Genomic DNA, 24,016 nt, shown 5'->3' on the forward strand with positions numbered 1-24,016 from the left:
TAGAGCCGCAGAAGGGATCGTCCTAGAGCTGTCGCCGCTTCGAGCGCCTGAGTGGACGATTTTTCAGTCACCGAAAACGACTCGGGGGAGCCAATGGCTCCCCCGAGTGTTACAGCATCGCTGATCAGTCTTCGCGATAACGGCGCAGCTTCAACGGCTTACCGGCAACGCGAGTGTCCTTGAGCTTGCCCAGCAGGTTCTCAAGACCTTCTTCTGGCAGTTCCACCAGGCTGAAGCTCTCGCGGATCTGGATGCGGCCGATGGCCTCACGAGCCAGACCACCCTCATTGAGGATTGCACCCAGCAGGTTTTTGGCAGCGATGCCATCACGCGCACCCAGCGCGGTACGGCAACGAGCACGGCCTTCGCCCAGCGGCATTGGCGCACGACGTTCGCGGTATTCACCACGCTCAGCAGTACTACGCTCACTGCTGCCGCGCTCACCATCACGCTCACGGCGCTCACGCGGAGCACCACCAGCGCCCGGCACGAGCGGCTGCTCGCGCTCAACACTGGCCAAGTCCAATGGCTGACCATTGGTGGCTTTTTTCAACAGCGCGGCGGCCAGGGCACGCAGGCTGCAACCGATATCAGCGGTCAGGCGATCAAGCAGCTCACCGTGGCTGGCTTCGGCATCAGCGACCAGCGGCGACAGGCTATTGGTCAACTTCTTGATACGCGCGTCCAGAACTTGCTGGGCGTTCGGCAGCTTGGCCTCGCCAACCTTCTGGCCGGTCACGCGTTCAATCACTTGCAGCATGCGGCGCTCACGCGGCGTCACCAGCAGCAGCGCACGGCCATCGCGACCGGCACGGCCGGTACGACCGATACGGTGCACGTAAGACTCAGGGTCGTACGGCATGTCGACGTTGAATACGTGAGTGATGCGCGGCACGTCGATACCACGGGCAGCGACGTCGGTGGCAACAACGATGTCCAGACGACCATCCTTGAGGGACTCGATCACGCGCTCGCGCTGGTTCTGGGCGATGTCACCGTTCAGCGCAGCAGCCTTGTAGCCCTTGGCTTCCAGCGCAGCGGCCAGATCCAGGGTCGCTTGCTTGGTGCGCACGAAGGCGATCAGTGCATCGAACTCCTCGACTTCCAGCAGACGCAATACGGCGTTGGTCTTCTGATCGGCATGGATCATCAGATGCGTCTGCTCGATACGCGAGACGGTCTGAGTCTTGGTGGCGATCTTGATGTGCTGCGGATCGCGCAGATGCTTCTCGGCAATGGCGCGAATCGAATGCGGCAGAGTTGCAGAAAACAGTACGCTCTGGCGGCTTTTCGGCATGGCTTCGAAGATCACTTCGAGGTCATCCATAAAGCCCAACTTGAGCATTTCGTCCGCTTCGTCGAGCACTAGGTACTGAATGGTCGACAGTACTTTTTCGTCGCGACGCAGATGGTCGACCAAGCGACCCGGCGTGGCCACGATAACCTGAGCGCCCTGGCGGATGGCTTTGAGCTGCGGGCCCATTGGCGCGCCGCCGTAGACAGCCACTACGTTCAGGCCAGGCATCTGCTTGGAGTAGGTCTCAAACGCGGTGGCAACCTGCAGGGCCAGCTCACGGGTTGGCGCGAGGATCAGCGCTTGTGGCTCACGCTTGCTCGGGTCTATTTTCGACAGCAACGGCAGAGCAAAGGCTGCAGTTTTACCAGTACCGGTCTGTGCCTGGCCGATCATGTCCTGACCGGAAAGAATGACCGGAATGGCCTGAGACTGAATGGGCGACGGCTCTTCGTAACCGACAGCGAGCACAGCAGCGAGAATATTAGGGTGAAGTCCGAGTGCGGCGAAGCCGCCGATTTCCTGGGTCATGGGTCTGCCTCTAGTGCATCCGCAAAGACCCATGTTCCAAAGCTGCACATGCCATGTACGGACCTTGTGGGTCACCCTGGCAGCCTGGTCGGCGGGGATTTGCGAAAACGTGGTGGAAAGTGAATCGTCAAGATAGCCCGCTTGGCGGACTGGCTGCCGGAAATAGCTTCCCGGCGAATTGCACAACTTGAACGTGGCCATGAATTGGCCGGCGCGCACTATACCGGAATTTCCAGACGAATGTGTTGTTTTTACAACAATAAAGCCGCTCTTCAGCTAGACGCCAGCCATCCGCGACATTGTGCCGCAGCCTTGCTGCCGGACTGATCGACCGGTCAGGCCCGGCTTGCCAACTGAGCTTCGATCGCCGCCTTGTCGACGACCGACCAGACCTCGGCGATCTTGCCAGCGCGGAACGCATAAAAAACGTTTTCGCTGAAGGCGACTTTGCGGCCATTCACCGGCAGATCGAGAAACCGGCCTTTCGGCGAGCAGTGAAAATCCAGGCGGCTGGCAACGACTGACTCTTCGCAGGTCAGCAGGCGAATATTGAAGCGCAGGTCAGGAATCTCGCGAAAGTCTCGCTCAAGCATTTCGCGGTAACCGGACAAGCCCAAACGCCGGCCATTGTGAATCGCATCGTCATGAACGAAATTTCCCAGATTTGCCCAATCCTGAAGATTGAGGCAATCGATATAAGCGCGATATATCACGCGAAGATCTTGCTCGCTCATGGCATCGCTCCGTCAACATGGTTCTAGGGGCTGACCAGCTTTCAGTGCACCTCACGTTGCAGCGAAACCTGATCAGCCTCTGAAAAGACATTGCAGATGCTGGTTAATTCCGGCCTCAACTGGCCATGCGCACGGCATTGATCAACGGCAGCAGCGAATAACCGAGCCGCCCCGCCAAAGCTTCAGCGCGGCGGCTTACAGCCTCGCGATCAAAGCGCTGATCGAGTTCGGCAGGCACTAGCACCACCACGTTGCCCTCCACCACCGGGCACTCCCAGTAATGACGGTGGTAAAGCCCGCGCAGCAGCGCCGCGCCCAAGGGCTTGCCATCCTCACCTGCCCATTGGTTGATGATCAGCCAACCACACGGATTGAGCTTGGCTCGGCATTCATCGAGAAAGCGCCAAGCCAGGTGGCCAACACCGGGGCCGGTATCGGTATAGAGGTCGACGAAGATCAGATCCGCAGTTTCCGCACTCGGCAACAGCTCCATGGCATCGCCAATGCGTATGGTCAGCCGCGGATCGTCTTCCAGCCCCAGATACTCCATGGCCAGGCGCGGCACGTCAGGACGTAGCTCGATGGTCTCGACATCCTCGAGCGGCAGGAACTTCAGACACGCCTGGGTCAGGTTGCCGGCGCCAAGACCGAGGAACAGCGCAGTCTCCGGGGCTTCATGGCACAGCGCCCCCGCGAACATGGCACGGGTGTAGTCATACTCCAGCCAACTCGGGTCGGCGGTGAATACGCAGCTCTGCTCGATCGACTCACCGAACTCGAGAAAACGGTATTCGCCAATCTCCACAACACGGATCACGCCAAAGTCATCGTGCACCTCAGCCAGTACCACCTCTTCCTTCATGTCCTCCACCGGGGGCAAACCAGGCATGCGCAGATTCTCCACCATCGCGTTCCCCGGCTCAGGCCGGGCTGAGACCGATTGTCGATGATGCACAGCGTTCAGGTCACGCGCTAAATGCCCGGCAATAGCGCGAACGGGCATGCATTGAGGCCCACAGGGATCGGTTACCATGGCTGACCGTCAAATAAGAGATGCCGCCATGAGTCAGCCTTGGAGCCCCGACAGCTGGAGAAGCAAACCGATCCAGCAACAACCCCTCTATCCAGATGCCGCCAAGCTGAGTCAGGTCGAACAGAGTTTGGCCAGTTTTCCGCCACTGGTGTTCGCCGGAGAGGCACGGGAGCTGCGCAAGCAGTTTGCCGAGGTTACCCAAGGCCGGGCATTTCTGCTGCAGGGCGGCGACTGCGCGGAAAGCTTCGCCGAGTTCAGCGCGGCGAAGATCCGCGACACCTTCAAGGTATTGCTGCAGATGGCAATCGTCATGACCTTTGCTGCCGGCTGCCCGGTGGTGAAAGTCGGGCGCATGGCCGGCCAGTTCGCCAAGCCGCGCTCGGCCAATGATGAAACCATCGACGGCGTCACCCTGCCCGCCTACCGCGGCGATATCGTCAACGGAATCGGCTTCGACCCGGCCAGCAGGGCGCCCGATCCCCAGCGTCTGTTGCAGGCCTACCACCAGTCCACCGCCTCGCTGAACCTGTTGCGCGCCTTCGCCCAGGGTGGCTTTGCCGACCTGCACCAAGTGCATCGCTGGAACCTCGATTTCATCGCCAACTCGGCATTGGCGCAGAAGTATCACCAGTTGGCCGACCGCATCGACGAAACGCTGGCATTCATGCGCGCCTGCGGAATGGACAGCGCAGCCCAGGTCCGCGAAACCAGCTTTTTCACCGCCCACGAAGCACTGCTGCTCAACTACGAAGAAGCCTTCGTGCGGCGAGACAGCCTCACCGGCGACTTCTACGACTGCTCAGCACACATGCTGTGGATCGGCGATCGTACTCGCCAGGTGGACGGCGCCCACGTCGAGTTCCTGCGTGGAGTGGGCAATCCCATCGGCGTGAAGGTTGGCCCGAGCATGACCGACGAGGACTTGATCCGCCTGATCGATATCCTCAATCCGGACAACGATCCGGGGCGCCTCAATCTGATCGTACGTATGGGCGCCGACAAGGTCGAAGCCGGCCTGCCACGACTGATCCGCACCGTGCAGCGCGAAGGCCGTCAGGTGCTGTGGAGCAGCGACCCGATGCACGGCAACACCATCAAGGCCTCGAGTGGCTACAAAACCCGTGATTTCGCGCAGATCCTCGCCGAAGTTCGGCAGTTCTTTGCCGTACATCATGCCGAAGGGACTTACGCTGGCGGCATACACATCGAAATGACCGGCCAGGACGTTACCGAGTGCATCGGCGGCGCCAAGCCGATCACCGAAGCAGGCCTGTCCGACCGCTACCACACTCACTGCGACCCGCGGATGAATGCCGATCAGTCCCTGGAACTGGCGTTCATGATTGCCGAAACCCTGAAGCAGGTGCGCCGTTAGGACGGGATAAGCGACGGTGGATCAGGCTGCAATGATTCACCCTCATCAGCCTGCCGGGCTCACATGCACTTCCCTGCTTTAACCTGAACGAAGCCAACCGACCAACGGTCTTCTGTAAAGAGCCGATCAACACCGACCTTATCAAGGCTCACCTATCCATAGAAGGAGTCGTATATGCCCTGGTATGCCTGGTTGATTCTGATTGTGGCAATCGGCTCCATTGTCGGTGGCCTGCTTATGCTACGTGACACGGCGAAGAAACTGCCGCTCAGTGAAGATCAGCTGAAACGCATCCATGAGCGCAACGTCGAGCAGGATGCCAAAGACGCTCAGGATCGCTGATCGTCCTCGAGCAACCTAGGTCACTGCCCTGTAAACTGCGCCTCCGATCAGGAGGCGCAATGCCCTTATCTCTCCGACTGCTATTGCCGGTTTCCACCCTCGCGACGGGTGTGATCCTGGGCTTCATCGAGCCAGTGGGATTGCTCGTCGCCTGCCTGTTCATCACCCTGGTGCTTGTTGCTGACCGTCTGCCCGCGCGGATCTGGTATGCATTGGTGCTGATCGCCAGCCTACTACTGGCAGCGCACCTGCTGCCCGGCTTCGAACCCTGGATTATTAGGGAGCCCGAGCGGGTCAGCAGCGACGCGCCGCCCTATCTGCTGCGGCTGTCGTGGGACAAACTGCTGGTGGGTTGCACCCTGCTCGCCTGGTGGCTTGGCTTGCCCTCACAACAAGGCGACAAACCGATGCTGGCCATGCAGGTATATGTGGCGACACTGCTCACAGTGCCCACTCTGGCACTGCTGCTGGGAGTCGTGGCCTGGCAGCCGAAGTGGCCCGACATGCTCTGGCCCTGGCTGATCGTCAATGTGGGGGTGGCCGTGCTGGCGGAGGAGTTGCTGTTTCGTGGTCTGCTGCAGCGGTGCCTGGTCGAATGGCTCGGCACCTGGCAGGGAATTCTCTGCGCGTCCCTGCTGTTCGGCGCCGCACATATTCCGTTCAGCCCATGGTTCGCGGTAGTGGCGGCCATCGCCGGGGTCGGCTACGGCCTGGCATTTCATCTGACTGGCCGGCTGAGCGTCGCCATCACCCTGCATGGGCTGGTCAACCTGCTGCATTTCACGCTGCTGAGCTACCCGATACGTCTCGGCTGATTGCTATGGCTTGAAACCGAGACGTGGGGCGACTCAGTACGTGCAGTCCTGGTTAACGGCGAAACTCGAAATGCAGCTCTGCACCTTCGACCGAATTGGAAAACTCGGTGCCGGCCTCCCCGGTCAGCAGCTTGCCGCTGAGCTGGAAGGGGTTGAGCGAAGGTTTCTTCTCTTCAAAGAACGCCGGCAGGATTGGCGGTAGCCCATCCTCGGCAGCCCGGTTTTCGGCGTCGAGCTGGGCGGCCAGTTCTTTTGGCAGACTCAAATCCAGCTTGGTCTTGGGTGGAGCCTGCACGACTTTCTGTGGTTTTTTCTCGGGCTTGGCCCGTTCTGCGGTCTTTTTGGCGGGCGCAGCAGGCTCAGCTTTCTCTACCGCCTCTGCGGCAGGCGGAGGTGCAACCTCTTTGGCCGCGGCCTCGGCAGGCTGCTTGGCGGGCTCGGCTGGCTTGCTCGCAGGCTGGCTGGTGGTAACCGCCGGCTCACTGTTCTTACGCGGCGTCTCCCCGCCCTGCTCATCGGAGCCACAAGCGCTCAGCAGCACGGCAAAGAGTATTGGCAATAGGTAACGCGTCGAGGTCATCGGGGCAGTTCACGCAGTTGCGTTAAAAACTCATTCTAAAACGCCTGAAAAATAACGCCAGCCGGGCTGCCCGAATGGCAGCACCGCCTGTCGATCCATAGCGGTGCGTCAGGGTTGCGGCAAACGCATCAGCTCGGCCTCGACGTCCAGATCGGGATGTTGCTCCCTTAAGCCCTCGACCCGCTGCTCGGCCTCTTCCCCCTCGCCGCGCGCCCGCAGATCGGCGATCTCACGCAGCGCGTTCAACACATTGCCCGGCAGTGGCGCCGTCTTGGCCGCCATGCGCGCGACGATCTTTGGCGCCTCGGCCGCTTCGGCCATTACCGAACTCGCCGCAGGGCTTGGCGGCGCCTGCAATGCCATCGGTGCAGGAGCCTGGCGCTGCATCGCTGCTGGCGGCGCGTCATAGGCAGGCGGTACCTGCTCGAGGGTTTTAAGGCTCAGGCCAAGCCCCAACCCGAGCACCGCCAGACAGCCAAAGGCTGCCGACCAGCGCCCGCGCCCGGATGCGCCAGCCAACCAGCCCAGCAAACGCTGCCAGGCACTCTGCGCCTGCGGCTCTTGTGGCCTCGAGGCCTCGGCGGCGGCAGCCAGAATGCGGGTATCCAGCGCGGACGATGGCTGCTCACGATCGCACTGGCGCACGTGCCGCAGCAGAGCCTCGTCGCGCTCGAGATCGCGCGGATGATCGTTCATGGTGATACCTCTTCGGTCACGCTGAGCAGGCGACGCAATTTCTGCATCGCATAGCGCAGGCGACTTTTTACCGTTTCTGCCGGCGTGTGGGTCAGCTCGGCAATCTCGTGCAGCTCCAGATCGGCATGGGCGCGCAACAGAAAAACTTCGCGCTGCTCCGCAGGCAGGTCATCGAGTGCAGCCTGGATCCGCGCCTGATCCTGGCTAAGACTGAGTTGCTGCTCAGGATCAGGATCGCCACTGGCCTGGTCATGCAACTGCTCGTCGAACACGTCCTCATGCTGCTGACGCTTGCCATGCTTGCGCCAGTGGTCAATCAGGCGGTTGCGGGCGATCTGGTAGAGCCAGGTCTTGAACAGCACCGCCGCCTCGCGCTGCAGGGACTCACTGCGGATCAGGCTCATCCAGGTGTCCTGGAATACCTCTTCGGCGACCGCATGGTCGCCACACAAACCGAGCAGAAATCGAAACAGGCCAAGGCGATGCCGCTCGTAGAGTTGCGTAAAGGCAGCGGCATCGCCGGCCCGGTAGCGACGCAACAGCTCGGCATCGCCGGGCTCGACGGCAGTTGGGGGATTGGCGGTCACACTCAGTCGACTCCGGTAGCGCGGGAATCGCCAGTTTGCAGGCTTTGCGCCAGTTCCACCAGTTGCACGAACTCATTGCGCAGACCAAAAGGATCGTCGCCACGGCTGCCCCGCGCCAGCGCCACCGTAGCAGCCCAATCGAAGTTTGCGGTGTAGCGCCCTCCGCTCAGTTGCTGGGCGAAGGCTGCCACGGAGGCCGCGAAGCGCAGGTCTTCACTGGCTTTGCTGATTGCCGCGTAGGACGCAGGCGCATGGATGGCGGTCTCCAGCAGACGGCTGCTGTTCTGCTCGGGCGTCTTGTAACGAATGCGCAGCCAGGCCAGTTCGCTATCGCCCGAGGTCGCTTGCGCCGCCTGACGATAGCGCAGCGGCTCCAACCAGCCCTGGTTGCCGACCGGCACGATCTCGTACAGCGCGGTCACGCTGTGCCCGGCACCGATGTCGCCGGCATCGACCTTGTCGTTGCTGAAGTCTTCACGCTTCAGCGCGCGGTTCTCGTAACCGAGCAGACGGTACTCACTGACCTGGGCAGGGTTGAATTCGACCTGAACCTTCACATCCCGGGCGACCGTGGCCAGGGTCGAGCTGAGCTGCTCGACCAGCACCTTGCGCGCCTCGCGCAGGTTATCGATGTAGGCGTAATTGCCATCGCCAGCATCGGCCAATTGCTCCATGAGTCGCTCGTTGTAATTGCCCGTACCGAAACCCAGGGTGGTCAGCGAGATACCGCTCTTGCGCTTGTCGGCAGCGAGCGCCTTGAGGCTCTCGAAGTCGCTGATGCCGACATTGAAATCACCATCGGTGGCCAGCAGGATGCGATTGATGCCGCCTTTGATGAAGCCCTTCTGCGCCTGCTGGTAGGCGAGCTGGATGCCCGACTCCCCCGCCGTCGAACCGCCAGCCCGCAACTGCTCGATAGCCGCGCGGATATCCGCTTTGCGCGAGCCCGACGTCGGCTCCAGCACCACACTGGAGTCACCGGCATAGACCACCAACGACACGCGATCCTGAGCACGCAACTGGTCGACCAGCAGCTTCAGGGTGCTCTGCACCAGCGGCAGGCCATCTGGGCGATCCATCGAACCGGATACGTCGACCAGGAACACCAGGTTGGCGGCCGGCAACTCGGCGACCTGCAGGTCGGACGCCTTGATGCCGATGCGCAGCAGGCGGCTCTGCGGGTTCCAGGGCGTCACCGCCAGCTCGCTGCCGACCCCGAACGGCGCGTTGCCGCTGGGCACCGGATAGGCATAGGGAAAGTAATTGACCAGCTCCTCGAGGCGCACCGCTTCGGCCGGTGGTAACCGCCCCTCGTTCATAAACCGCCGTACATTGGCGTAGCTGCCGGTATCCACGTCGATGCTGAAGGTCGACACCGGTGCCTCGGCAACCGACTGCACGGGATTGGCGGTCAGGCGCTGGTACTGCTCGCGACTGGCTTCGGTGACTGCCGCATAGGCATGATCAGCGGCGATTGGCGCGGCCATGCGCGTCATCATCGGTGCGGGACGAACCTGTTTCTGGATCGATGCAGCTTCAGTGGCAACCGGTGGCTCGCTGCGCGACGCCTCGGCAGCATCGTCATGACTGGCAGTGCAGGCAGCCAAAGACAGCACAACGCTGCCAGCAAGGCCACACAACAGAGGTTGGGGAATCATTTTCATGGTGCATCTCCTAGATAAAAAGAGTCGCTCTGATCCAGTAGACGCAGGCACCCCGCGTTTCGGGTTAACCGGGGCTCGTATGAAAGATCGCCGAACGCAGATACTTGCGCACGCAATCTAGGGTCTGTTGACGTTTCAGCGCGAGCCGCGTTGCTGCGAGAAATCTCGCCAGGCTAGGCGGAGGACGCAGGGAATTGTTGTTCCCTTGCCAAGTCCTCCAACGACGCATGGCGAGATTTCCCGCGCAACCCGCAGGGCCGGGCTCGTTTTGCCGAGATGCTGCGTTTCTCGGTGGCTCATTTGGCCAGCCAAATTTCGCACCTCGTGCCTTGCCTCGCGACAAAACGGGCTCCGGCGCGGCCGTGCGTGAAACCTCAACAGACCCTAAGATGGGGCGCCGCTAAAAAAGTGGCTTATCGAAAAAAGTTGCTGGGGGGCGTACCGAATTGCTTCTTGAACATGCTGGTGAACGCGCTTGGGCTTTCGTAGCCAAGCTCGCCAGCGATATTGATGATCTTCTCGCCCCCGGCAATTCGCTCCAGAGCGAGAAGCAGGCGAGCCTGCTGACGCCACTGACCAAAGGTCATCATCGTGCCTTTTTGAAATAGCCGCTGAATGGTTTTTTCATCCAGGTTCAGCCGAGCACTCCATTCGGATAGCGTGGAAGCGTCTCCGGGATCCGCCTGCAGGGTCGAACAGATAACCGTGATGCGTGGATCAGTTGGCTGCGGCAGATGTAGCGGCAGCGTCGGCAAGACTGCCAGCTCATCCAGAATCAGGCTCATCACTCTCGCCTCGCGCGAGTTCTGCAGGTACGGCTCCGCTATGTAGACAGAAGCCTTGATCAGTTCACTCAGAAGGGGAGAAATGCTCACGGCCCTGGTTTCGGTTGGCAAATCCGTCAGTTCATCAGGTCGTACGAAAACGCTGCGCATCTTTACAGGCCCTACGCAGCGAACCTCGTGAGTTTCTCCACTTGGCATCCAGAGGCCTCGACTCGGCGGCACAATCCATTGGCCCAATGCCGAGCGCACGACCATGACCCCCTGAATGGCGTAAATCAGCTGATGCTTGTTATGGCAATGAGGCGCGATATGCCAATCGCTCGGGTAATCGGTAGCGCTGCACCTGACCCGCCAATCCACGGCATCGATCTCACTAACGAGCTCATTCAGTAACTTGATCATTTCGCCCTTTTTGAGACAGTTATATCCCCATTCCCGCGAGACAGACATTTTCATCGCGCCTAGGATAGCGCCGAACCCTGAAATCCAGCAGCGCATTTCCGTCGGGCAGACTGCCTGCCGAGCACGCTGCTTTGTCTGGAAGCGTCTCGTATGTCGATCAGCTCCACTTCCCCTGCAACTGCACCCAGCTCAGTCGCTGAACAGGCCAGCCCTCTGGTCATGCGCGTGATCGGCGCCTGCGCCCTCGCGCACCTGATCAATGATCTGATTCAGGCAGTACTGCCGTCGATCTACCCCATACTCAAGGCCAATTATGGGCTGACCTTCACCCAGGTCGGCCTGATTACTCTGGTATTCCAGCTCACCGCTTCGCTGTTGCAGCCCTGGGTTGGCTATCACACTGATCGCCACCCCAAACCCTGGTTGCTGCCCGCCGGTTCGCTATGCACCCTGGTTGGCATTTTGCTACTGGCCTTCGTGGGCAGCTTTCCGGCAATTTTGCTGGCCTCGGCTCTGGTCGGCATTGGTTCCTCGACCTTCCACCCGGAGGCCTCGCGGATTGCACGGCTGGCTTCAGGCGGCCGCTTCGGCCTGGCGCAGTCGACCTTTCAGGTGGGTGGCAACACGGGCAGCGCCTTCGGCCCATTACTGGCAGCCGCCATCGTCATTCCATACGGCCAGGGCCACGTGGCCTGGTTCGGCCTGTTCGCCGTATTCGCGATACTGGTGCTCTATGGCCTGAGCCGCTGGTACCGCAATCACCTCAACCTATTCAGACTCAAGCAAGGTGGCCAGGCAACTCATGGGCTGTCGAAGCGGCGGGTAACTGCAGCCTTGGTGGTGTTGGCGCTGCTGGTATTTTCCAAGTACTTCTACATGTCCGGCTTCACCAGTTTCTTCACCTTCTACCTGATCGAGAAATTCGGCGTCTCCATCGCCAGCTCTCAGTTGTATCTGTTCCTGTTTCTCGGCTCGGTCGCTGCGGGCACTTTCTTCGGCGGACCGATTGGCGATAAGGTCGGGCGTAAAAAAGTGATCTGGTTTTCAATTCTCGGCGCAGCGCCCTTCACCTTGGTGCTGCCCCACGTCGACCTGTTCTGGACCGGCGTACTTAGCATGATCATCGGCTTCATTCTCGCCTCGGCCTTTTCGGCCATCGTGGTCTTCGCCCAAGAGCTGATGCCCGGCAACGTCGGCATGATCGCGGGCCTGTTCTTCGGCCTGATGTTCGGGTTCGGCGGTATCGGCGGCGCATTCCTGGGCTATCTGGCGGATATCCACGGTATCGAATACGTATTTTTCCTGTGCTCGTTCCTGCCGTTACTGGGAATCCTGACGATTCTGCTGCCTTCTACGCGAGCGAGTAGCGGCGCCTGAACAGGCCTCACCGGTTATGCATAAGGTAGGCCTCTAGAACCCGCTGGTCGCCGCCTCCTGACAGAGCTGACTGGCCAGCATGCCCAGGGTCATCAGCGCGCGCTCCGCTTCGCGATTCCACGGGATACCGCAGTTGAGGCGCACACAGTGGTTGAACTGCTCGGTGTTACTGAAGATCAACCCCGGCGCGATGCTGATGCCCTGCTGCAAAGCACTGACATGCAGATCCTTGGTGTTGACCCGCGCGGGCAGGCTGACCCAGAGGATAAAACCGCCATTGGGCCGAGTGATCTGCGTGCCTTCGGGAAAATACTGCTGCACAGCCAACTGAAAGGCGCTTAGGTTCTTGCGGTATTCCTGACGGATATGCCGCAGGTGGCGGTCATAGCCACCATTCTCCAGATACGCTGCCACGGCCATCTGGGTGACGCTGCACGCCGAGTGGGTGGTGAACATCTGCAGCCGTTGGACTTCGTCGTGATACTTGCCAGCGATAATCCAGCCAATCCGTACGCCCGGTGACAAGGTCTTGGAAAAGCTCGAGCAGTACACCACACGCCCTTCCAGATCCCCGGCCTTGAGCGCCTTGGTACGCCCCTGCTCGAACATCAGCTCACCGTAGATATCGTCTTCGACAATCTGGATATCGAAGTCGCTGGCCAGGCGCAGCAGCTGTTTCTGCCGGGCCTCGGGAATGGTGCCGCCCAGTGGGTTACTCAAGCGCGCGGTCAGCACCAGCGCCTTGATCGGCCACTGGCTGGCAGCCAGTTGCAGAGCCTCGACGCTGATCCCGGTGGTTGGATCACTGGGGATTTCGATGACCTTGAGACCGAGCAAATCGGCCAGTTGCAGCAGGCCATAATAGGTCGGCGATTCGGTGGCGATCAGGTCGCCGGGGCGCGTCAGCACACGCAGCGACATCTGCAGCGCATCAACGCAACCGTGGGTAATCACCACTTCCGAAGGATCGACCAATACGCCTGCATCGCGCATACGGATCGCCACCTGCCGGCGCAGTGGCTCGAAACCTGGGCTGAACATGTAGCTGAAGGCGCGTGGACTCTGAAAGCGGGTGACCTTGGCAAGTTGCTGATGCAGCGATCGAACTGGAAGGTAGTCGACGTGAGGAACCGCAGCACCGAGCGGAAACACACCCTCGCGGCGCGCTTCGCCGAGCACCTGATTGATGATACTGCTACGCGTCACCAGGCCGGGTCGCTCGACCCGAGCGATATCAGGGGTATCGGCGGTCAGCGCTGGCGTCTGATGGACATAGAAGCCGGACTGCGGCCGCGCACGGATCAGGCCAAGGTCTTCCAGGTTGGCATAAGCCTGCAACACCGTGGCGTGGCTGACGCTGAGCTGAGCACTCATTTTGCGCACCGAAGGCACCCGCTCGCCGGGCTGATAGACGCCACGACGGATATCGTCCGCCAGCTGCTGAGCGATACGCTGATAGAGCAACAGATTGGTCATGGCTGTCTCATCCCGGTACTGAACCATAACAGTACTCCAAGTGAATGTTTCTGTACCGGTACAGCCCTGAAATATCTCGACGATACAGCCGCTTGTGACAGCCCAAAGAGTGAACGCCAGAGATGGCAGGCCATAAAAAACCCCGCCCTGAAGTACAGTGACGGGGTTCCTGGCCGGCAGACTTAGCGAGTGCTGCCTAAACGCCCCTGCTCATCGGAGAACACGATTTCGACCCGGCGGTTCTGCGCACGGCCCTTGGATGAGGCGTTTTCCGCGACCGGGAAGCTCTCGCCAAAGCCTTGTACCTCAATACGTTTGGCATCCACACCCAGATCGATCAGCGCATCGGCGACGGTCTGCGCGCGGGTTTTGGACAAGAGCAGATTTTCCTCGCGCTTGCCGCTGCTGTCGCTGTAGCCCTCGATACGCACGATGCGCCGCGGGTTCAATTGCAGAAACTGCACCAACTTCAACACGGTACGGTTGGCGTTGGTTTTGAGACGTACATCACCGGCATCAAACAGCACGTCACCAAGAGTCATCACCAAGCCGCGGTCCGTCTGCGCGGTTGCCAGACTAACGATCTGCTCCTCAAGCCAGGCGTTCTGTTCTTGTACGCTGGTCAGCTTGGCTTCGCGCAATGCCAATTGCAGGCGCTGGCGCTCAAGCTCTAACCTGGCCGCGCGCTCCTGATCCATGGCGAGTTGAGCATGTTCACGAGCGATCTCGCTGTAACGCTGGCTCAGGTAAGCGTAGTGAGCCACATCGTCGGCGCTGCCCCAATAGCCGGACAACCGTTCGGCACGCCCCAAAGACTCGCCCGCACGGATGACGTCCTTAGGGGCGCTACGCAGCACTTGAGGATCCTCCTTGACTGCCTGAAAGCTGGCTCGGGCAGCCTCCAACGTAGCGCTATGTTCGTCATTGAGCCCGGCACAACCCGCCAGGGAAATACCGAGCAGCACCACGGCGCATGCGCGCAACCGGCTCATGGCATCGCTCCGAGTTGATTGCGCAGCCGTTCGTTATGGCGATTCAACTCCACAAGTTGCGCCTGACTGCGTAGCGTCAGCACGCGAGCCTCGGCCAGACGGGCATCGAGCTCGGCCTGTTCAGCCTGAATACGCGCGGCGCGATACGCCTTATCGTCCATGGCGGTACGCGCCTGGGCAAGTTTGTCTTCCGCTTGGACCAACTCGGCGACAGTCTCGCCGGCTGCAACGGTACGAGCCTGCTCGACCACCTGCTCAGTCAGACGCATCTGCTCACTGGGAGCTGGATCGCTGGCACAGCCCTGAAGTAACAGCAGCGCCAGAGCGGCGCCGGTATATCGATAGATCACAAATTCGTCCTACTGATTCGGAACACTGGCGGACGCTTGCGGCTGTTGTTCCTTCCAGCGCTGCAAGTTGCGTTGCAGAAGGGTTTGCGGCATGCCAGCGGCGGTAAATTCTGTCATTTTCTTGGCCAACTGTCCGCGCAACCAGGCATCGTTACAGGCGGAGTTATGCGACAGCGCCAAATGCAGCCCTTCACTGGAAACCGGCGGCTCGAGCACCTGCAGGTCATCCTGCAAACCCAAAGACGAGGCTAGCGCCTGCCCCGGATAGCGCTCATAAAGCACATAATCGGTACGGCCAAGCAGCAGCTTCTGGAAGGCCTGGGTCAGGCTAGAGACACCTTCGAGGGTGAGATTGTTCTTGGCATAGGCATCGAACGTCTGCCCGAAGCTGTTATTGACCAGAGTATCGCCCGTGCGGCCCTGCAGATCAGCCCAACTGGCGTACGGAAAGTCGCTGCCCTTTCGTACCCAGACCACGCTTGGTGTAGACAAAAACGCCGGGTGAACGAAGTCCATACTTTCCAGGCGTGGCACGGTCAAGAAGGCACCGGCCAGCATATCGATACGCCCACTACGCACGTCTTCCTGTGCCCGCGACCATGGCCCGGCGTAGACGACCTCGATACCAACGCCAAGCTCTTCGGAAACCGCCTTGAGCAGATCGACGGTAGCCCCAATCAGTTGTCCTGGGTTCTGGGGGTCACGCCACAGATAGGGCGGGTATTCAGGATTACCGGTAGCGATCAGCCGCTCGCACTTGCCGGCGGCCTGCACGCCACTCGACAGCATCAATCCGGCGAGCAACCACAACCCTGACCTGACTAAACCTCGCTCAAGCATTGGCACTCTCTCGATTCAAATACCGGCCAGCCATCCACCGGCGGAAGATTCATGACATGCTAGCTCATTACGCCTCCGATAATCAGTGATAGACGCAGCATGAAGAAAATCATTCTGATGGTATTCGCCCTGCTGGCCAGCGCTGCAGCGGTAATCCTTTACCTGTCACCGGCCGCACAGCTGGCGAGTTACCAGCACGTCGAGCAATGGCGCGCCGGGCTGCATGAGCGCCGCACCAGCGTAAACGACTTGGACATCAGCTACTACGAGGGCGGCCCACAGAGCGCCGAAACCGTGCTGCTGGTACACGGCTTCGGTGCCGACAAAAGTACCTGGCTATGGTTCGCTCGGGAGCTTACCGAGCGCTATCACGTCATCATCGTCGATCTACCCGGTTTCGGCGCCAGTAGCAGGCCACATGGCAGCTACGATGTCGGCACCCAAAGCGAACGCCTGGCTGCGTTCATCGATGCACTGTCGATAAGGCGACTGCATCTGGTCGGCCACTCCATGGGCGGGCATATCGCGGCGTTATACGCGGCCCGTTACCCGCAGCAAGTCACTAGCCTTGCCCTGATGGCCAATGCCGGCATCAATGCGCCGCAGCGCAGCGCCTTCTTTCAGCGTCTGGAAGAACACGGCGACAATCCTCTTCTGATAGAAAGCACGCCGCAGTTCGATCAGCTCCTCGACTGGCTATTCATCGCACCGCCACAACTGCCAGAGCGTATCCACCAGTACCTGGCGCAACGTGCCGTCGACGACAGCGCGCATCAGCGGCAGATTTTCGAGCATCTGCGGCAACGCTACCTGCCCCTGGAACCCGAGTTGCCACGGATCAGCGCCCCAACGCTGCTGCTCTGGGGGGACCAAGATCGCATCCTGGACGTATCCAGCATCGAGGTGATGAAGCCGCTGCTCACCAACGCAAGCGTGGTGATAATGAAAAACTGCGGCCACGCGCCGATGCTTGAGCGGCCGGAGGAAACAGCAGCACAATACCTCCGCTTCGTCGACGCATTGAAGCAGCATGAGCCAGAACAGACCATCCAGAGCAGAGCACCTGCCGCGTGACGCCCCCTCAACCCCAAGATGATCGCAACCAATAAAAAACCCGCTCACTGAGCGGGTTTTTCGTTACTGCAAAAGCGGGATCAAACCAGCTTTTCCAGCTCCGGTACGGCTTCGAACAGGTCGGCTACCAGGCCATAGTCGGCAACCTGGAAGATTGGTGCTTCCTCGTCCTTGTTGATCGCGACGATCACCTTGGAGTCCTTCATGCCAGCCAGATGCTGGATGGCACCGCTGATGCCGACCGCGATGTACAGCTGCGGGGCGACGATCTTGCCGGTCTGGCCGACCTGCATGTCGTTCGGCACGAAACCGGCGTCGACCGCAGCACGGGAAGCGCCGACCGCTGCACCGAGCTTGTCGGCCAGGGTGTACAGGTGCTTGAAGTTGTCGCCGTTCTGCATGCCGCGACCACCGGAGACCACGATCTTGGCAGCAGTCAGTTCTGGACGGTCGGACTTCGCCAGTTCTTCACCGACGAACGCTGACTTGCCGGAATCGCCGCCCGCCGAAACGTTTTCGATGGCAGCGGAACCACCCTCGGCCGCCACGGCGTCGAAACCGGTGGCGCGCACGGTGATCACTTTCACGGCAGCGGAGGATTGCACGGTAGCGATGGCGTTACCGGCATAGATCGGACGCTTGAAGGTGTCCGGGCTTTCCACGGAGACGATCTCGGAGATCTGATCGACATCCAGCTGCGCAGCGACGCGCGGCAGAATGTTCTTACCATTGCTGGTAGCGGCAGCCAGAATGTGGCTGTAGGCATTACCCAACTCGACCACCAGCGGCGCGACGTTTTCCGGCAACTGGTGAGCGAATGCAGCGTTGTCGGCAACCAGTACCTTGGCGACGCCTGCGATCTTGGCGGCAGCTTCAGCAGCAGCGGCAACGCCCTGGCCGGCAACCAGTACGTGGATGTCACCACCGATGGCTTGGGCAGCAGCAACGGTGTTCAGGGTCGCTGGTGCCAGCGCGGAATTGGTGTGTTCAGCGATAACCAGGATAGTCATTTAGATCACCTTCGCTTCGGTTTTCAGTTTCTCGACCAGTTCGGCAACCGACTTGACCTTGATACCCGCACCGCGTGCAGCTGGCGCTTCGACCTTGATGGTCTTGACGGTAGAGGCAGTGGAAACGCCCAGTGCGTCAGGGGTCAGGGTTTCCAGCGGCTTCTTCTTGGCCTTCATGATGTTCGGCAGCGAAGCGTAGCGCGGCTCGTTAAGACGCAAGTCGGTGGTGACGATGGCCGGCAGATTCAGCGCGACGGTTTGCAGACCGCCGTCGATCTCACGGGTGACGTTGACCTTGTCGCCGCTGACTTCTACCTTGGAGGCGAAGGTGCCCTGGGCGTAGCCGGTCAACGCAGCCAGCATCTGGCCGGTCTGGTTGTTGTCGCTGTCGATGGCTTGCTTGCCGAGGATGACAAGCTGCGGCTGCTCCTTGTCGACCACTGCCTTGAGCAGCTTGGCGACCGCCAGGGAATTCAGCTCTTCGGCCGACTCGACCAGAATGGCGCGATCGGCGCCCAGTGCCAGAGCGGTACGCAGTTGCTCCTGCGCCTGGGTCGGGCCGATGGAGACGACCACGATTTCGCTGGCGACGCCCTTCTCTTTCAGGCGCACGGCCTCTTCAACGGCGATTTCGCAGAAAGGGTTCATCGACATCTTGACGTTGGCAAGATCGACGCCACTGTTGTCCGGTTTGACGCGAACCTTGACGTTGTAATCGACCACTCGTTTGACAGCTACAAGAACCTTCATGGATTCCTCGTTACTCTCCGGTGAATAGGAATGTCGCCAGAAGCGAGCATGCGGGTGATGCAGACAAGCAGACACCATAGCTCAGGCGGCGAGCGCAAAACCGCCCGTATCTTGACCGTCACACCTGGCTCGGTCAATACGCCCTGGCTGCGAGCCATTCGTGTTGTAGCCCGATTCTAGCAGGCCTACAGAAAATTCAAACAAACGTTTGTATTGGCCCTAATCGAGGCTGGCTATATACTGCGCGAGCGTGCCTTGGGAAGGTTGCTGGCTCGCCATGAAAAATTAGAGAGCCCTGATGAGGAGATAGCCCGTGGAACGCGAATTTATGGAGTTCGACGTCGTCATCGTCGGCGCCGGCCCTGCCGGCCTGTCCGCCGCTTGTCGCCTGAAGCAGAAGGCCGCCGAGGCTGGCCAGGAAATCAGCGTCTGCGTGGTAGAGAAAGGCTCCGAAGTGGGCGCCCACATCCTTTCCGGCGCGGTCTTCGAACCGCGAGCCCTGAACGAACTGTTCCCCGACTGGAAGGAACTGGGCGCGCCGCTGAATACGCCGGTCAAAGGCGACGACATCTACGTGCTGAAAGATGCCGACAGCTCCGTCAAGGTTCCGGGCTTCTTCGTGCCCAAGACCATGCACAACGAAGGCAACTATATCATCTCCCTCGGCAATCTGTGCCGTTGGCTGGCCCAGCAGGCGGAGAATCTCGGCGTGGAAATCTACCCGGGCTTCGCCGCTCAGGAAGCGCTGATCGATGAAAGCGGCGTGGTGCGCGGCATCGTCACAGGCGACCTGGGTGTCGACCGTGAAGGCAACCCGAAGGAAGGCTATTACACCCCAGGCATGGAACTGCGCGCCAAGTACACGCTGTTCGCCGAAGGCTGCCGTGGCCACCTTGGCAAGCAACTGATCAGCACGTTTGATCTGGCCAGCGAAGCCGACGCCCAGCACTACGGTATTGGTCTCAAGGAAATCTGGGATATCGACCCAAGCAAGCATCAGCAAGGCCTCGTGGTGCACACTGCTGGCTGGCCGCTGGATGTTTTAGGTACGGAAAACACCGGCGGATCCTTCCTCTATCATTTGGAGAACAACCAGGTAGTAGTCGGTCTGATCGTCGACCTCTCCTACTCCAACCCATATCTGTCGCCCTTCGATGAGTTCCAGCGCCTCAAACACCACCCGGTATTCAAGCAATATCTTGAAGGTGGCAAGCGCGTTTCCTATGGTGCTCGCGCCCTCAGCAAGGGCGGGCTCAACGCACTGCCGAAAATGGTTTTCCCCGGTGGCGCGCTGATTGGCTGTGACCTCGGCACCATGAACGTGGCCAAGATAAAGGGCAGCCACACTGCGATGAAGTCCGGCATGCTAGCCGCTGAAGCGATTGCCGAAGCGCTGGCGGCTGGCCGCGAAGGCGGTGATGAACTGCGTAACTATGTCGACGCATTCAAGGCAAGCTGGCTATACGATGAACTGTTCCGCAGCCGCAATTTCGGGGCAGCCATCCATAAGTTCGGCGCGGTGGTTGGCGGCGGCATCAATTGGCTCGACCAGAACTTCTTCGGTGGCAAGATCCCATTTACCCTGCATGACAACAAGCCGGATTACGCCTGCCTCAAGCCTGCGGCACAGAGCAAGAAGATCGATTACCCGAAACCGGACGGCAAGCTCAGCTTCGACAAACTGAGTTCGGTGTTTCTCTCCAACACCAACCACGAAGAGGAGCAGCCCTGCCACCTCAAGCTGGCCGACCCGAGCATTCCGATCGACAAGAACCTGCCGCTGTATGACGAGCCGGCGCAGCGCTACTGCCCGGCCGGCGTGTACGAAGTGGTCGCCAATGACGATGGCAGCAAACGCTTCCAGATCAACGCGCAGAACTGCGTGCACTGCAAGACCTGCGACATCAAGGACCCGGCCCAGAACATCACCTGGGTGGCGCCGGAAGGGACTGGCGGGCCTAACTATCCCAACATGTAAGTGCTGAACTGAAAAAGGCTCCCTTGGGAGCCTTTTTCATGGGCGCTATTCCAGCGGCCCGATAGGAAAGAACACGCCACCACTCCACACGCCCAGCCAGGGCTGGCCGTCGATTTCACGAGTTTGCGCCAGCTCGACCAACTGGTAGAAAACGTTGCGATGGATCAGCGCTTCCAAGTTGGCCCGCACGTTCACATAGGGCGATGGCTCCTGTGTCTGCGCATCCAGTTCTACCCGCAATGGATGCTCGGCACCCGCCTCGACCTCGTCGCCGACATTGTTGACGAAGCGCAGCACCTGCCCTTCACCCTTCCCCGACACCTGCACGGAGACCGCCACGAAAGGCGCGTCATCAACCTTGATGCCGACCTTTTCTACCGGCGTGACCAGAAAGTAATCGTCGCCATCACGGCGAATGATCGTCGAGAACAGCCGTACCATGGCTGGCCGACCAATGGGCGTGCCCATGTAGAACCATGAGCCGTCGCGGGCGATACGCATGTCGATATCGCCACAGAAATCCGGATTCCACAGGTGCACGGGCGGCATGCCCTTGCTGCCTGCTGGCGGAATCTGCGCCAGCAGATCACCGGTTTTGTCGCCCTCGCTCATCACACCTCCGAGGTTTGCTTAGCGGCTGAAACCCAGAAGTGTACGCGCATAATCCTCAAGCGGCGCCCGGATCAGGTCTTCAGGCCTGGCGTCGTAGAACGTCAGGAATCCGCCACGACTGCGAATCCGCGCAGTGTCCACCAGATAACGGGTATTGGTCTCGATCAGCATCAGCTGCAGCACGCTGCGGTCGGTACCGAGCCGATCGAAAGCCTCCTGATCTTCCCACTCCTCCATGGTGCCGATACGGTCATCGGCATAGGCGAATCGGGTGTAGAGCAGATAGTGGGCACCGGCGGCGCGGGCCTCACCCAGCGCCTCGTCCAGGCCGACGGGGGCTCTGGCGCGGCGTACCATGGGGAAGTATTCGACGAAGCCGCGGAATGCTTCCTCGGCCACTACGTTGGGCCGTGGGTATGCGTGTTTGCCACTTGGCGCGAAGTGGCCCTGGGCAATGTAGATGAACGAATCACCCTGCAGCCGCCAGGACGCCGAACGCCGTACCTTGCTGTGATCCAGCACGCCCGCATCGCGCAGGTGGTAAGTGGCGCCATCGGCCATGTCGCTGACATTCATGCAGCCAGCCAGGCTCAGCAATATGGCCAGGGCGAACAGATTACGCATGTGAACTCTCCCGACACCGGCGACGGAAAACCGGCGAATGACTGCTCCAAGCAGGTTTCGCGCCAGTCGGCTTACTCGCAGCCAGAATCGGGTCGCACGTGTCAGGCGGGAGGCGTCTCGCTGTCGCGCTTGCGCTTGTTGCCCATGCGCACGCCGATATCCATAAGGAACTGGAAGAAGCCTTCCTGATCTTCCAGCACATTGCTCCAGAACGGCGAGTGATAAAGCGCCACGGCCCCATGCACCAACGCCCAGGCAGCGCAGTAGTGGAAGTACGGTGGCACGTCTTCGAGCTTGCCCTCGCTGATGCGGCCCTTGATCAGCTGGGTAAGCCGTTCGAAGTTGGAGGCACGAATGCTGTGCAGCTGCTCGACCAGCTCGGGCACCTGATTGCCCTTGACCACCTTCTCTTCGAGGCGGTCGAACAACCGGTAGCGTTGCGGGTCACGCATGCGGAATTCGAAGTAGGCCCGCGACAGTGCTTCCTTGTCACGGTCAATATCGGACGAATGCAGCAACTCGTTCAGATCACGCTCGTAGTCGAGCATCAGCCGCAGGTAGATCTCCGCCTTCGACTTGAAATGCTTGTAGATGGTGCCTTTGCCGATACCCACGGCGTCAGCAATCATCTCCACAGTCACGCTGTCCTCGCCCTGCTCGAGGAAGAGTTTCAGGGCAATGTCGAGAATCTCCTGCTCGCGGCGGCGAAACTCACGGATCTTGCGGGGTTCTTTCTGCATAAGGAAATGACAAGGTCGGAATTCAAGTCCGGTATTATGCCTAACTAACGCCAAATTGCACGGATCACGCGCTCATGAATGCCATCATCGACGAGTTTCCCCAACCGGCTGACCTCTACTACCTGAACCACGCTGCAGTCGCACCCTGGCCGGCACGCACCGCACGGGCCGTAGAGCGCTTCGCCCGCGAGAACATCAGCACTGGCGCGCGTGATTATCCGCAATGGCTGGAAACAGAACGTCGCCTGCGTGAACGCCTGGCACGCCTGCTCAACGCGCCCTCGCGAGCCGACATCGCGCTGCTCAAGAACACTTCGGAAGCCCTGTCGTTCGTGGCTTTCGGCCTGGACTGGCGCGACGGTGACCAGATCATCATCAGCACCGAGGAATTCCCTTCCAACCGCATCGTCTGGGAAGCACTGCGCCCGCAGGGCGTTGAAGTCGTTCAAGTCAACCTGCAGGACGGCGATGCCGAAAGCGCCCTGCTCGCCGCCTGCACGCCACGCACCCGCCTGATGGCCATCAGTGCGGTGCAGTACGCCAGCGGCTTGCGCCTGGATCTGCAACGCCTGGGGGCCGGCTGTGAGCAGCGCGGCGTTCTGCTCTGCATCGATGCCATCCAGCAGTTGGGCGCCATGAGCATGGACGTGCAGAGCAGCCGCTGCGCCTTTGCCATGGCCGACGGCCACAAGTGGCTGCTTGGCCCGGAAGGCCTGGGCGTGTTCTATTGCCGACAGGATCTGCGCGAGCAACTGACTCTGCACGAATATGGCTGGCACATGCTCGAGCACGCCGGCGACTATGACCGTGATGACTGGCGGCCGGCCCGCAGCGCCAGACGCTTCGAATGCGGTAGCCCCAACATGCTCGGCGCCATGGCGCTGGAAGCGAGCCTATCACTGCTTGAAGAGGTCGGCATGCCGAGTGTCGAACAGGCCGTGCATGAGCGCGTGCAGTGGCTGCTCGACGGCCTACAGGGCATCCCCGGTGTACAAATGCGCAGCGTAATCGAGCGCGAGAAGCGCGCCGGTATTCTCACATTTTCCCTGGACGGCTGGGACAATCGGGCCCTGCACGAGCGCCTCAAGAGCGAACAGATCATCTGCGCCCAGCGCGGGGGTGGCATCCGTCTGTCGCCACACTTTTACACCGAACCACGGGTCATCGAACACACCCTGAAGCGGCTGCAGCACCTCGCCACCAAATGAGCACTCAGCAACGAGAAACGTATTCCAAATCCGTTTAAACCGGGAGTGGACGTCTACCATACATGACCAATACTCAAGGTACCGGCGCGGCATATCCCCCAAATGTTGCGGCGGCCGAAGTGCCGAGGATCGCGCACTTCGCTTGGC

General features: G+C 60.4%; 24 protein-coding genes. 7 read left to right on the forward strand and 17 right to left on the reverse strand.

Annotated elements, in window-relative coordinates; translation table 11 throughout:
* Positions 1-124: 124 nt before the first annotated feature.
* The 3 genes from ACZ0AI_RS08060 to ACZ0AI_RS08070 form a co-directional block, all read right to left on the reverse strand.
* Positions 125-1,858, reverse strand: a complete 1,734-nt coding sequence (locus tag ACZ0AI_RS08060) for a DEAD/DEAH box helicase (RefSeq protein WP_463565294.1) — start codon at positions 1,856-1,858, stop codon at positions 125-127.
* 302 nt (positions 1,859-2,160) lie between these two features.
* On the reverse strand, positions 2,161-2,559 hold the full coding sequence (locus tag ACZ0AI_RS08065; protein ID WP_463565295.1) for an ester cyclase: 399 nt from the start codon (positions 2,557-2,559) through the stop codon (positions 2,161-2,163).
* Between the two features lie 115 nt (positions 2,560-2,674).
* Entirely contained in the window at positions 2,675-3,448 is a 774-nt protein-coding gene (locus ACZ0AI_RS08070) for a spermidine synthase (protein ID WP_463565296.1), read from the reverse strand.
* Between the two features lie 172 nt (positions 3,449-3,620).
* Here ACZ0AI_RS08070 and ACZ0AI_RS08075 point away from each other — a divergent pair, with 172 nt between their 5' ends.
* From ACZ0AI_RS08075 to ACZ0AI_RS08085, 3 genes are all read left to right on the forward strand, one after another.
* Complete coding sequence (locus tag ACZ0AI_RS08075) at positions 3,621-4,967, forward strand: class II 3-deoxy-7-phosphoheptulonate synthase (RefSeq protein WP_463565297.1); 1,347 nt, start codon at positions 3,621-3,623, stop codon at positions 4,965-4,967.
* Positions 4,968-5,141: 174 nt separating this feature from the next.
* On the forward strand, positions 5,142-5,309 hold the full coding sequence (locus ACZ0AI_RS08080; RefSeq protein ID WP_463565298.1) for a DUF2897 family protein: 168 nt from the start codon (positions 5,142-5,144) through the stop codon (positions 5,307-5,309).
* A gap of 59 nt (positions 5,310-5,368) precedes the next feature.
* Positions 5,369-6,124, forward strand: coding sequence for a lysostaphin resistance A-like protein (locus tag ACZ0AI_RS08085; RefSeq protein WP_463565299.1), 756 nt, complete (start codon positions 5,369-5,371; stop codon positions 6,122-6,124).
* A 52-nt stretch (positions 6,125-6,176) separates the two neighbouring features.
* Here the strand turns inward: ACZ0AI_RS08085 and ACZ0AI_RS08090 are convergent, their stop codons facing one another.
* From ACZ0AI_RS08090 to ACZ0AI_RS08110, 5 genes are all read right to left on the reverse strand, one after another.
* Positions 6,177-6,704 (reverse strand): hypothetical protein, encoded by a 528-nt coding sequence (locus ACZ0AI_RS08090; protein WP_463565300.1) that lies wholly within the window; start codon positions 6,702-6,704, stop codon positions 6,177-6,179.
* Positions 6,705-6,812: 108 nt separating this feature from the next.
* A complete protein-coding gene (locus ACZ0AI_RS08095) occupies positions 6,813-7,400 on the reverse strand; it encodes a hypothetical protein (protein ID WP_463565301.1) in 588 nt (195 codons plus the stop codon).
* Positions 7,397-7,993 carry an RNA polymerase sigma factor gene (locus tag ACZ0AI_RS08100; RefSeq protein ID WP_463566073.1) on the reverse strand — a complete coding sequence of 199 codons (597 nt, stop codon included), beginning with the start codon at positions 7,991-7,993 and terminating at the stop codon, positions 7,397-7,399. Before ACZ0AI_RS08100 ends, ACZ0AI_RS08095 begins: the two co-directional genes overlap by 4 nt.
* The gene (locus tag ACZ0AI_RS08105; RefSeq protein ID WP_463565302.1) at positions 7,990-9,651 is read right to left on the reverse strand and encodes a vWA domain-containing protein; all 1,662 of its coding nucleotides are present in this window, start codon (positions 9,649-9,651) and stop codon (positions 7,990-7,992) included. The genes ACZ0AI_RS08100 and ACZ0AI_RS08105 overlap by 4 nt, the downstream gene beginning before the upstream one ends.
* Positions 9,652-10,064: 413 nt before the next feature.
* The gene (locus ACZ0AI_RS08110) at positions 10,065-10,886 is read right to left on the reverse strand and encodes an AraC family transcriptional regulator (protein ID WP_463565303.1); all 822 of its coding nucleotides are present in this window, start codon (positions 10,884-10,886) and stop codon (positions 10,065-10,067) included.
* 102 nt (positions 10,887-10,988) lie between these two features.
* Here ACZ0AI_RS08110 and ACZ0AI_RS08115 point away from each other — a divergent pair, with 102 nt between their 5' ends.
* Positions 10,989-12,215 carry an MFS transporter gene (locus tag ACZ0AI_RS08115; RefSeq protein WP_463565304.1) on the forward strand — a complete coding sequence of 409 codons (1,227 nt, stop codon included), beginning with the start codon at positions 10,989-10,991 and terminating at the stop codon, positions 12,213-12,215.
* Between the two features lie 33 nt (positions 12,216-12,248).
* Here the strand turns inward: ACZ0AI_RS08115 and ACZ0AI_RS08120 are convergent, their stop codons facing one another.
* The 4 genes from ACZ0AI_RS08120 to ACZ0AI_RS08135 form a co-directional block, all read right to left on the reverse strand.
* A complete protein-coding gene (locus tag ACZ0AI_RS08120; protein ID WP_463565305.1) occupies positions 12,249-13,691 on the reverse strand; it encodes an aminotransferase-like domain-containing protein in 1,443 nt (480 codons plus the stop codon).
* 182 nt (positions 13,692-13,873) lie between these two features.
* Positions 13,874-14,683 (reverse strand): OmpA family protein, encoded by an 810-nt coding sequence (locus tag ACZ0AI_RS08125; RefSeq protein ID WP_463565306.1) that lies wholly within the window; start codon positions 14,681-14,683, stop codon positions 13,874-13,876.
* Positions 14,680-14,952, reverse strand: coding sequence for a DUF4398 domain-containing protein (locus ACZ0AI_RS08130; protein ID WP_463566074.1), 273 nt, complete (start codon positions 14,950-14,952; stop codon positions 14,680-14,682). Before ACZ0AI_RS08130 ends, ACZ0AI_RS08125 begins: the two co-directional genes overlap by 4 nt.
* Before the next feature lie 90 nt (positions 14,953-15,042).
* Positions 15,043-15,873 (reverse strand): substrate-binding periplasmic protein, encoded by an 831-nt coding sequence (locus ACZ0AI_RS08135; protein ID WP_463565307.1) that lies wholly within the window; start codon positions 15,871-15,873, stop codon positions 15,043-15,045.
* A gap of 99 nt (positions 15,874-15,972) precedes the next feature.
* On the opposite strand from ACZ0AI_RS08135, the gene ACZ0AI_RS08140 reads away from it, so the two are divergent.
* Positions 15,973-16,947 (forward strand): alpha/beta fold hydrolase, encoded by a 975-nt coding sequence (locus ACZ0AI_RS08140; RefSeq protein WP_463569976.1) that lies wholly within the window; start codon positions 15,973-15,975, stop codon positions 16,945-16,947.
* An 80-nt stretch (positions 16,948-17,027) separates the two neighbouring features.
* Here ACZ0AI_RS08140 and ACZ0AI_RS08145 read toward each other — a convergent pair whose 3' ends face one another.
* Together ACZ0AI_RS08145 and ACZ0AI_RS08150 are read right to left on the reverse strand one after the other, a co-directional pair.
* Positions 17,028-17,957: an electron transfer flavoprotein subunit alpha/FixB family protein gene (locus tag ACZ0AI_RS08145; protein ID WP_463565309.1), complete on the reverse strand. Its 930-nt coding sequence runs from the start codon at positions 17,955-17,957 to the stop codon at positions 17,028-17,030.
* On the reverse strand, positions 17,958-18,707 hold the full coding sequence (locus ACZ0AI_RS08150) for an electron transfer flavoprotein subunit beta/FixA family protein (protein WP_225833181.1): 750 nt from the start codon (positions 18,705-18,707) through the stop codon (positions 17,958-17,960).
* 313 nt (positions 18,708-19,020) lie between these two features.
* Here ACZ0AI_RS08150 and ACZ0AI_RS08155 point away from each other — a divergent pair, with 313 nt between their 5' ends.
* The gene (locus tag ACZ0AI_RS08155; RefSeq protein ID WP_463565310.1) at positions 19,021-20,685 is read left to right on the forward strand and encodes an electron transfer flavoprotein-ubiquinone oxidoreductase; all 1,665 of its coding nucleotides are present in this window, start codon (positions 19,021-19,023) and stop codon (positions 20,683-20,685) included.
* 45 nt (positions 20,686-20,730) lie between these two features.
* On the opposite strand, the gene ACZ0AI_RS08160 is transcribed toward ACZ0AI_RS08155, so the two are convergent.
* The 3 genes from ACZ0AI_RS08160 to ACZ0AI_RS08170 form a co-directional block, all read right to left on the reverse strand.
* Entirely contained in the window at positions 20,731-21,297 is a 567-nt protein-coding gene (locus ACZ0AI_RS08160; protein WP_463565311.1) for a DUF1285 domain-containing protein, read from the reverse strand.
* 18 nt (positions 21,298-21,315) lie between these two features.
* A complete protein-coding gene (locus ACZ0AI_RS08165; protein WP_463565312.1) occupies positions 21,316-21,921 on the reverse strand; it encodes a DUF4823 domain-containing protein in 606 nt (201 codons plus the stop codon).
* A gap of 101 nt (positions 21,922-22,022) precedes the next feature.
* Positions 22,023-22,661, reverse strand: a complete 639-nt coding sequence (locus ACZ0AI_RS08170; protein WP_225833189.1) for a TetR/AcrR family transcriptional regulator — start codon at positions 22,659-22,661, stop codon at positions 22,023-22,025.
* Positions 22,662-22,735: 74 nt separating this feature from the next.
* Between ACZ0AI_RS08170 and ACZ0AI_RS08175 the strand changes: the two genes are divergently transcribed.
* A complete protein-coding gene (locus ACZ0AI_RS08175) occupies positions 22,736-23,869 on the forward strand; it encodes an aminotransferase class V-fold PLP-dependent enzyme (RefSeq protein ID WP_463565313.1) in 1,134 nt (377 codons plus the stop codon).
* The last annotated feature ends 147 nt before the right edge of the window (positions 23,870-24,016 follow it).

The sequence above is a fragment of the Pseudomonas sp. AC355 genome (genome assembly GCF_979258205.1).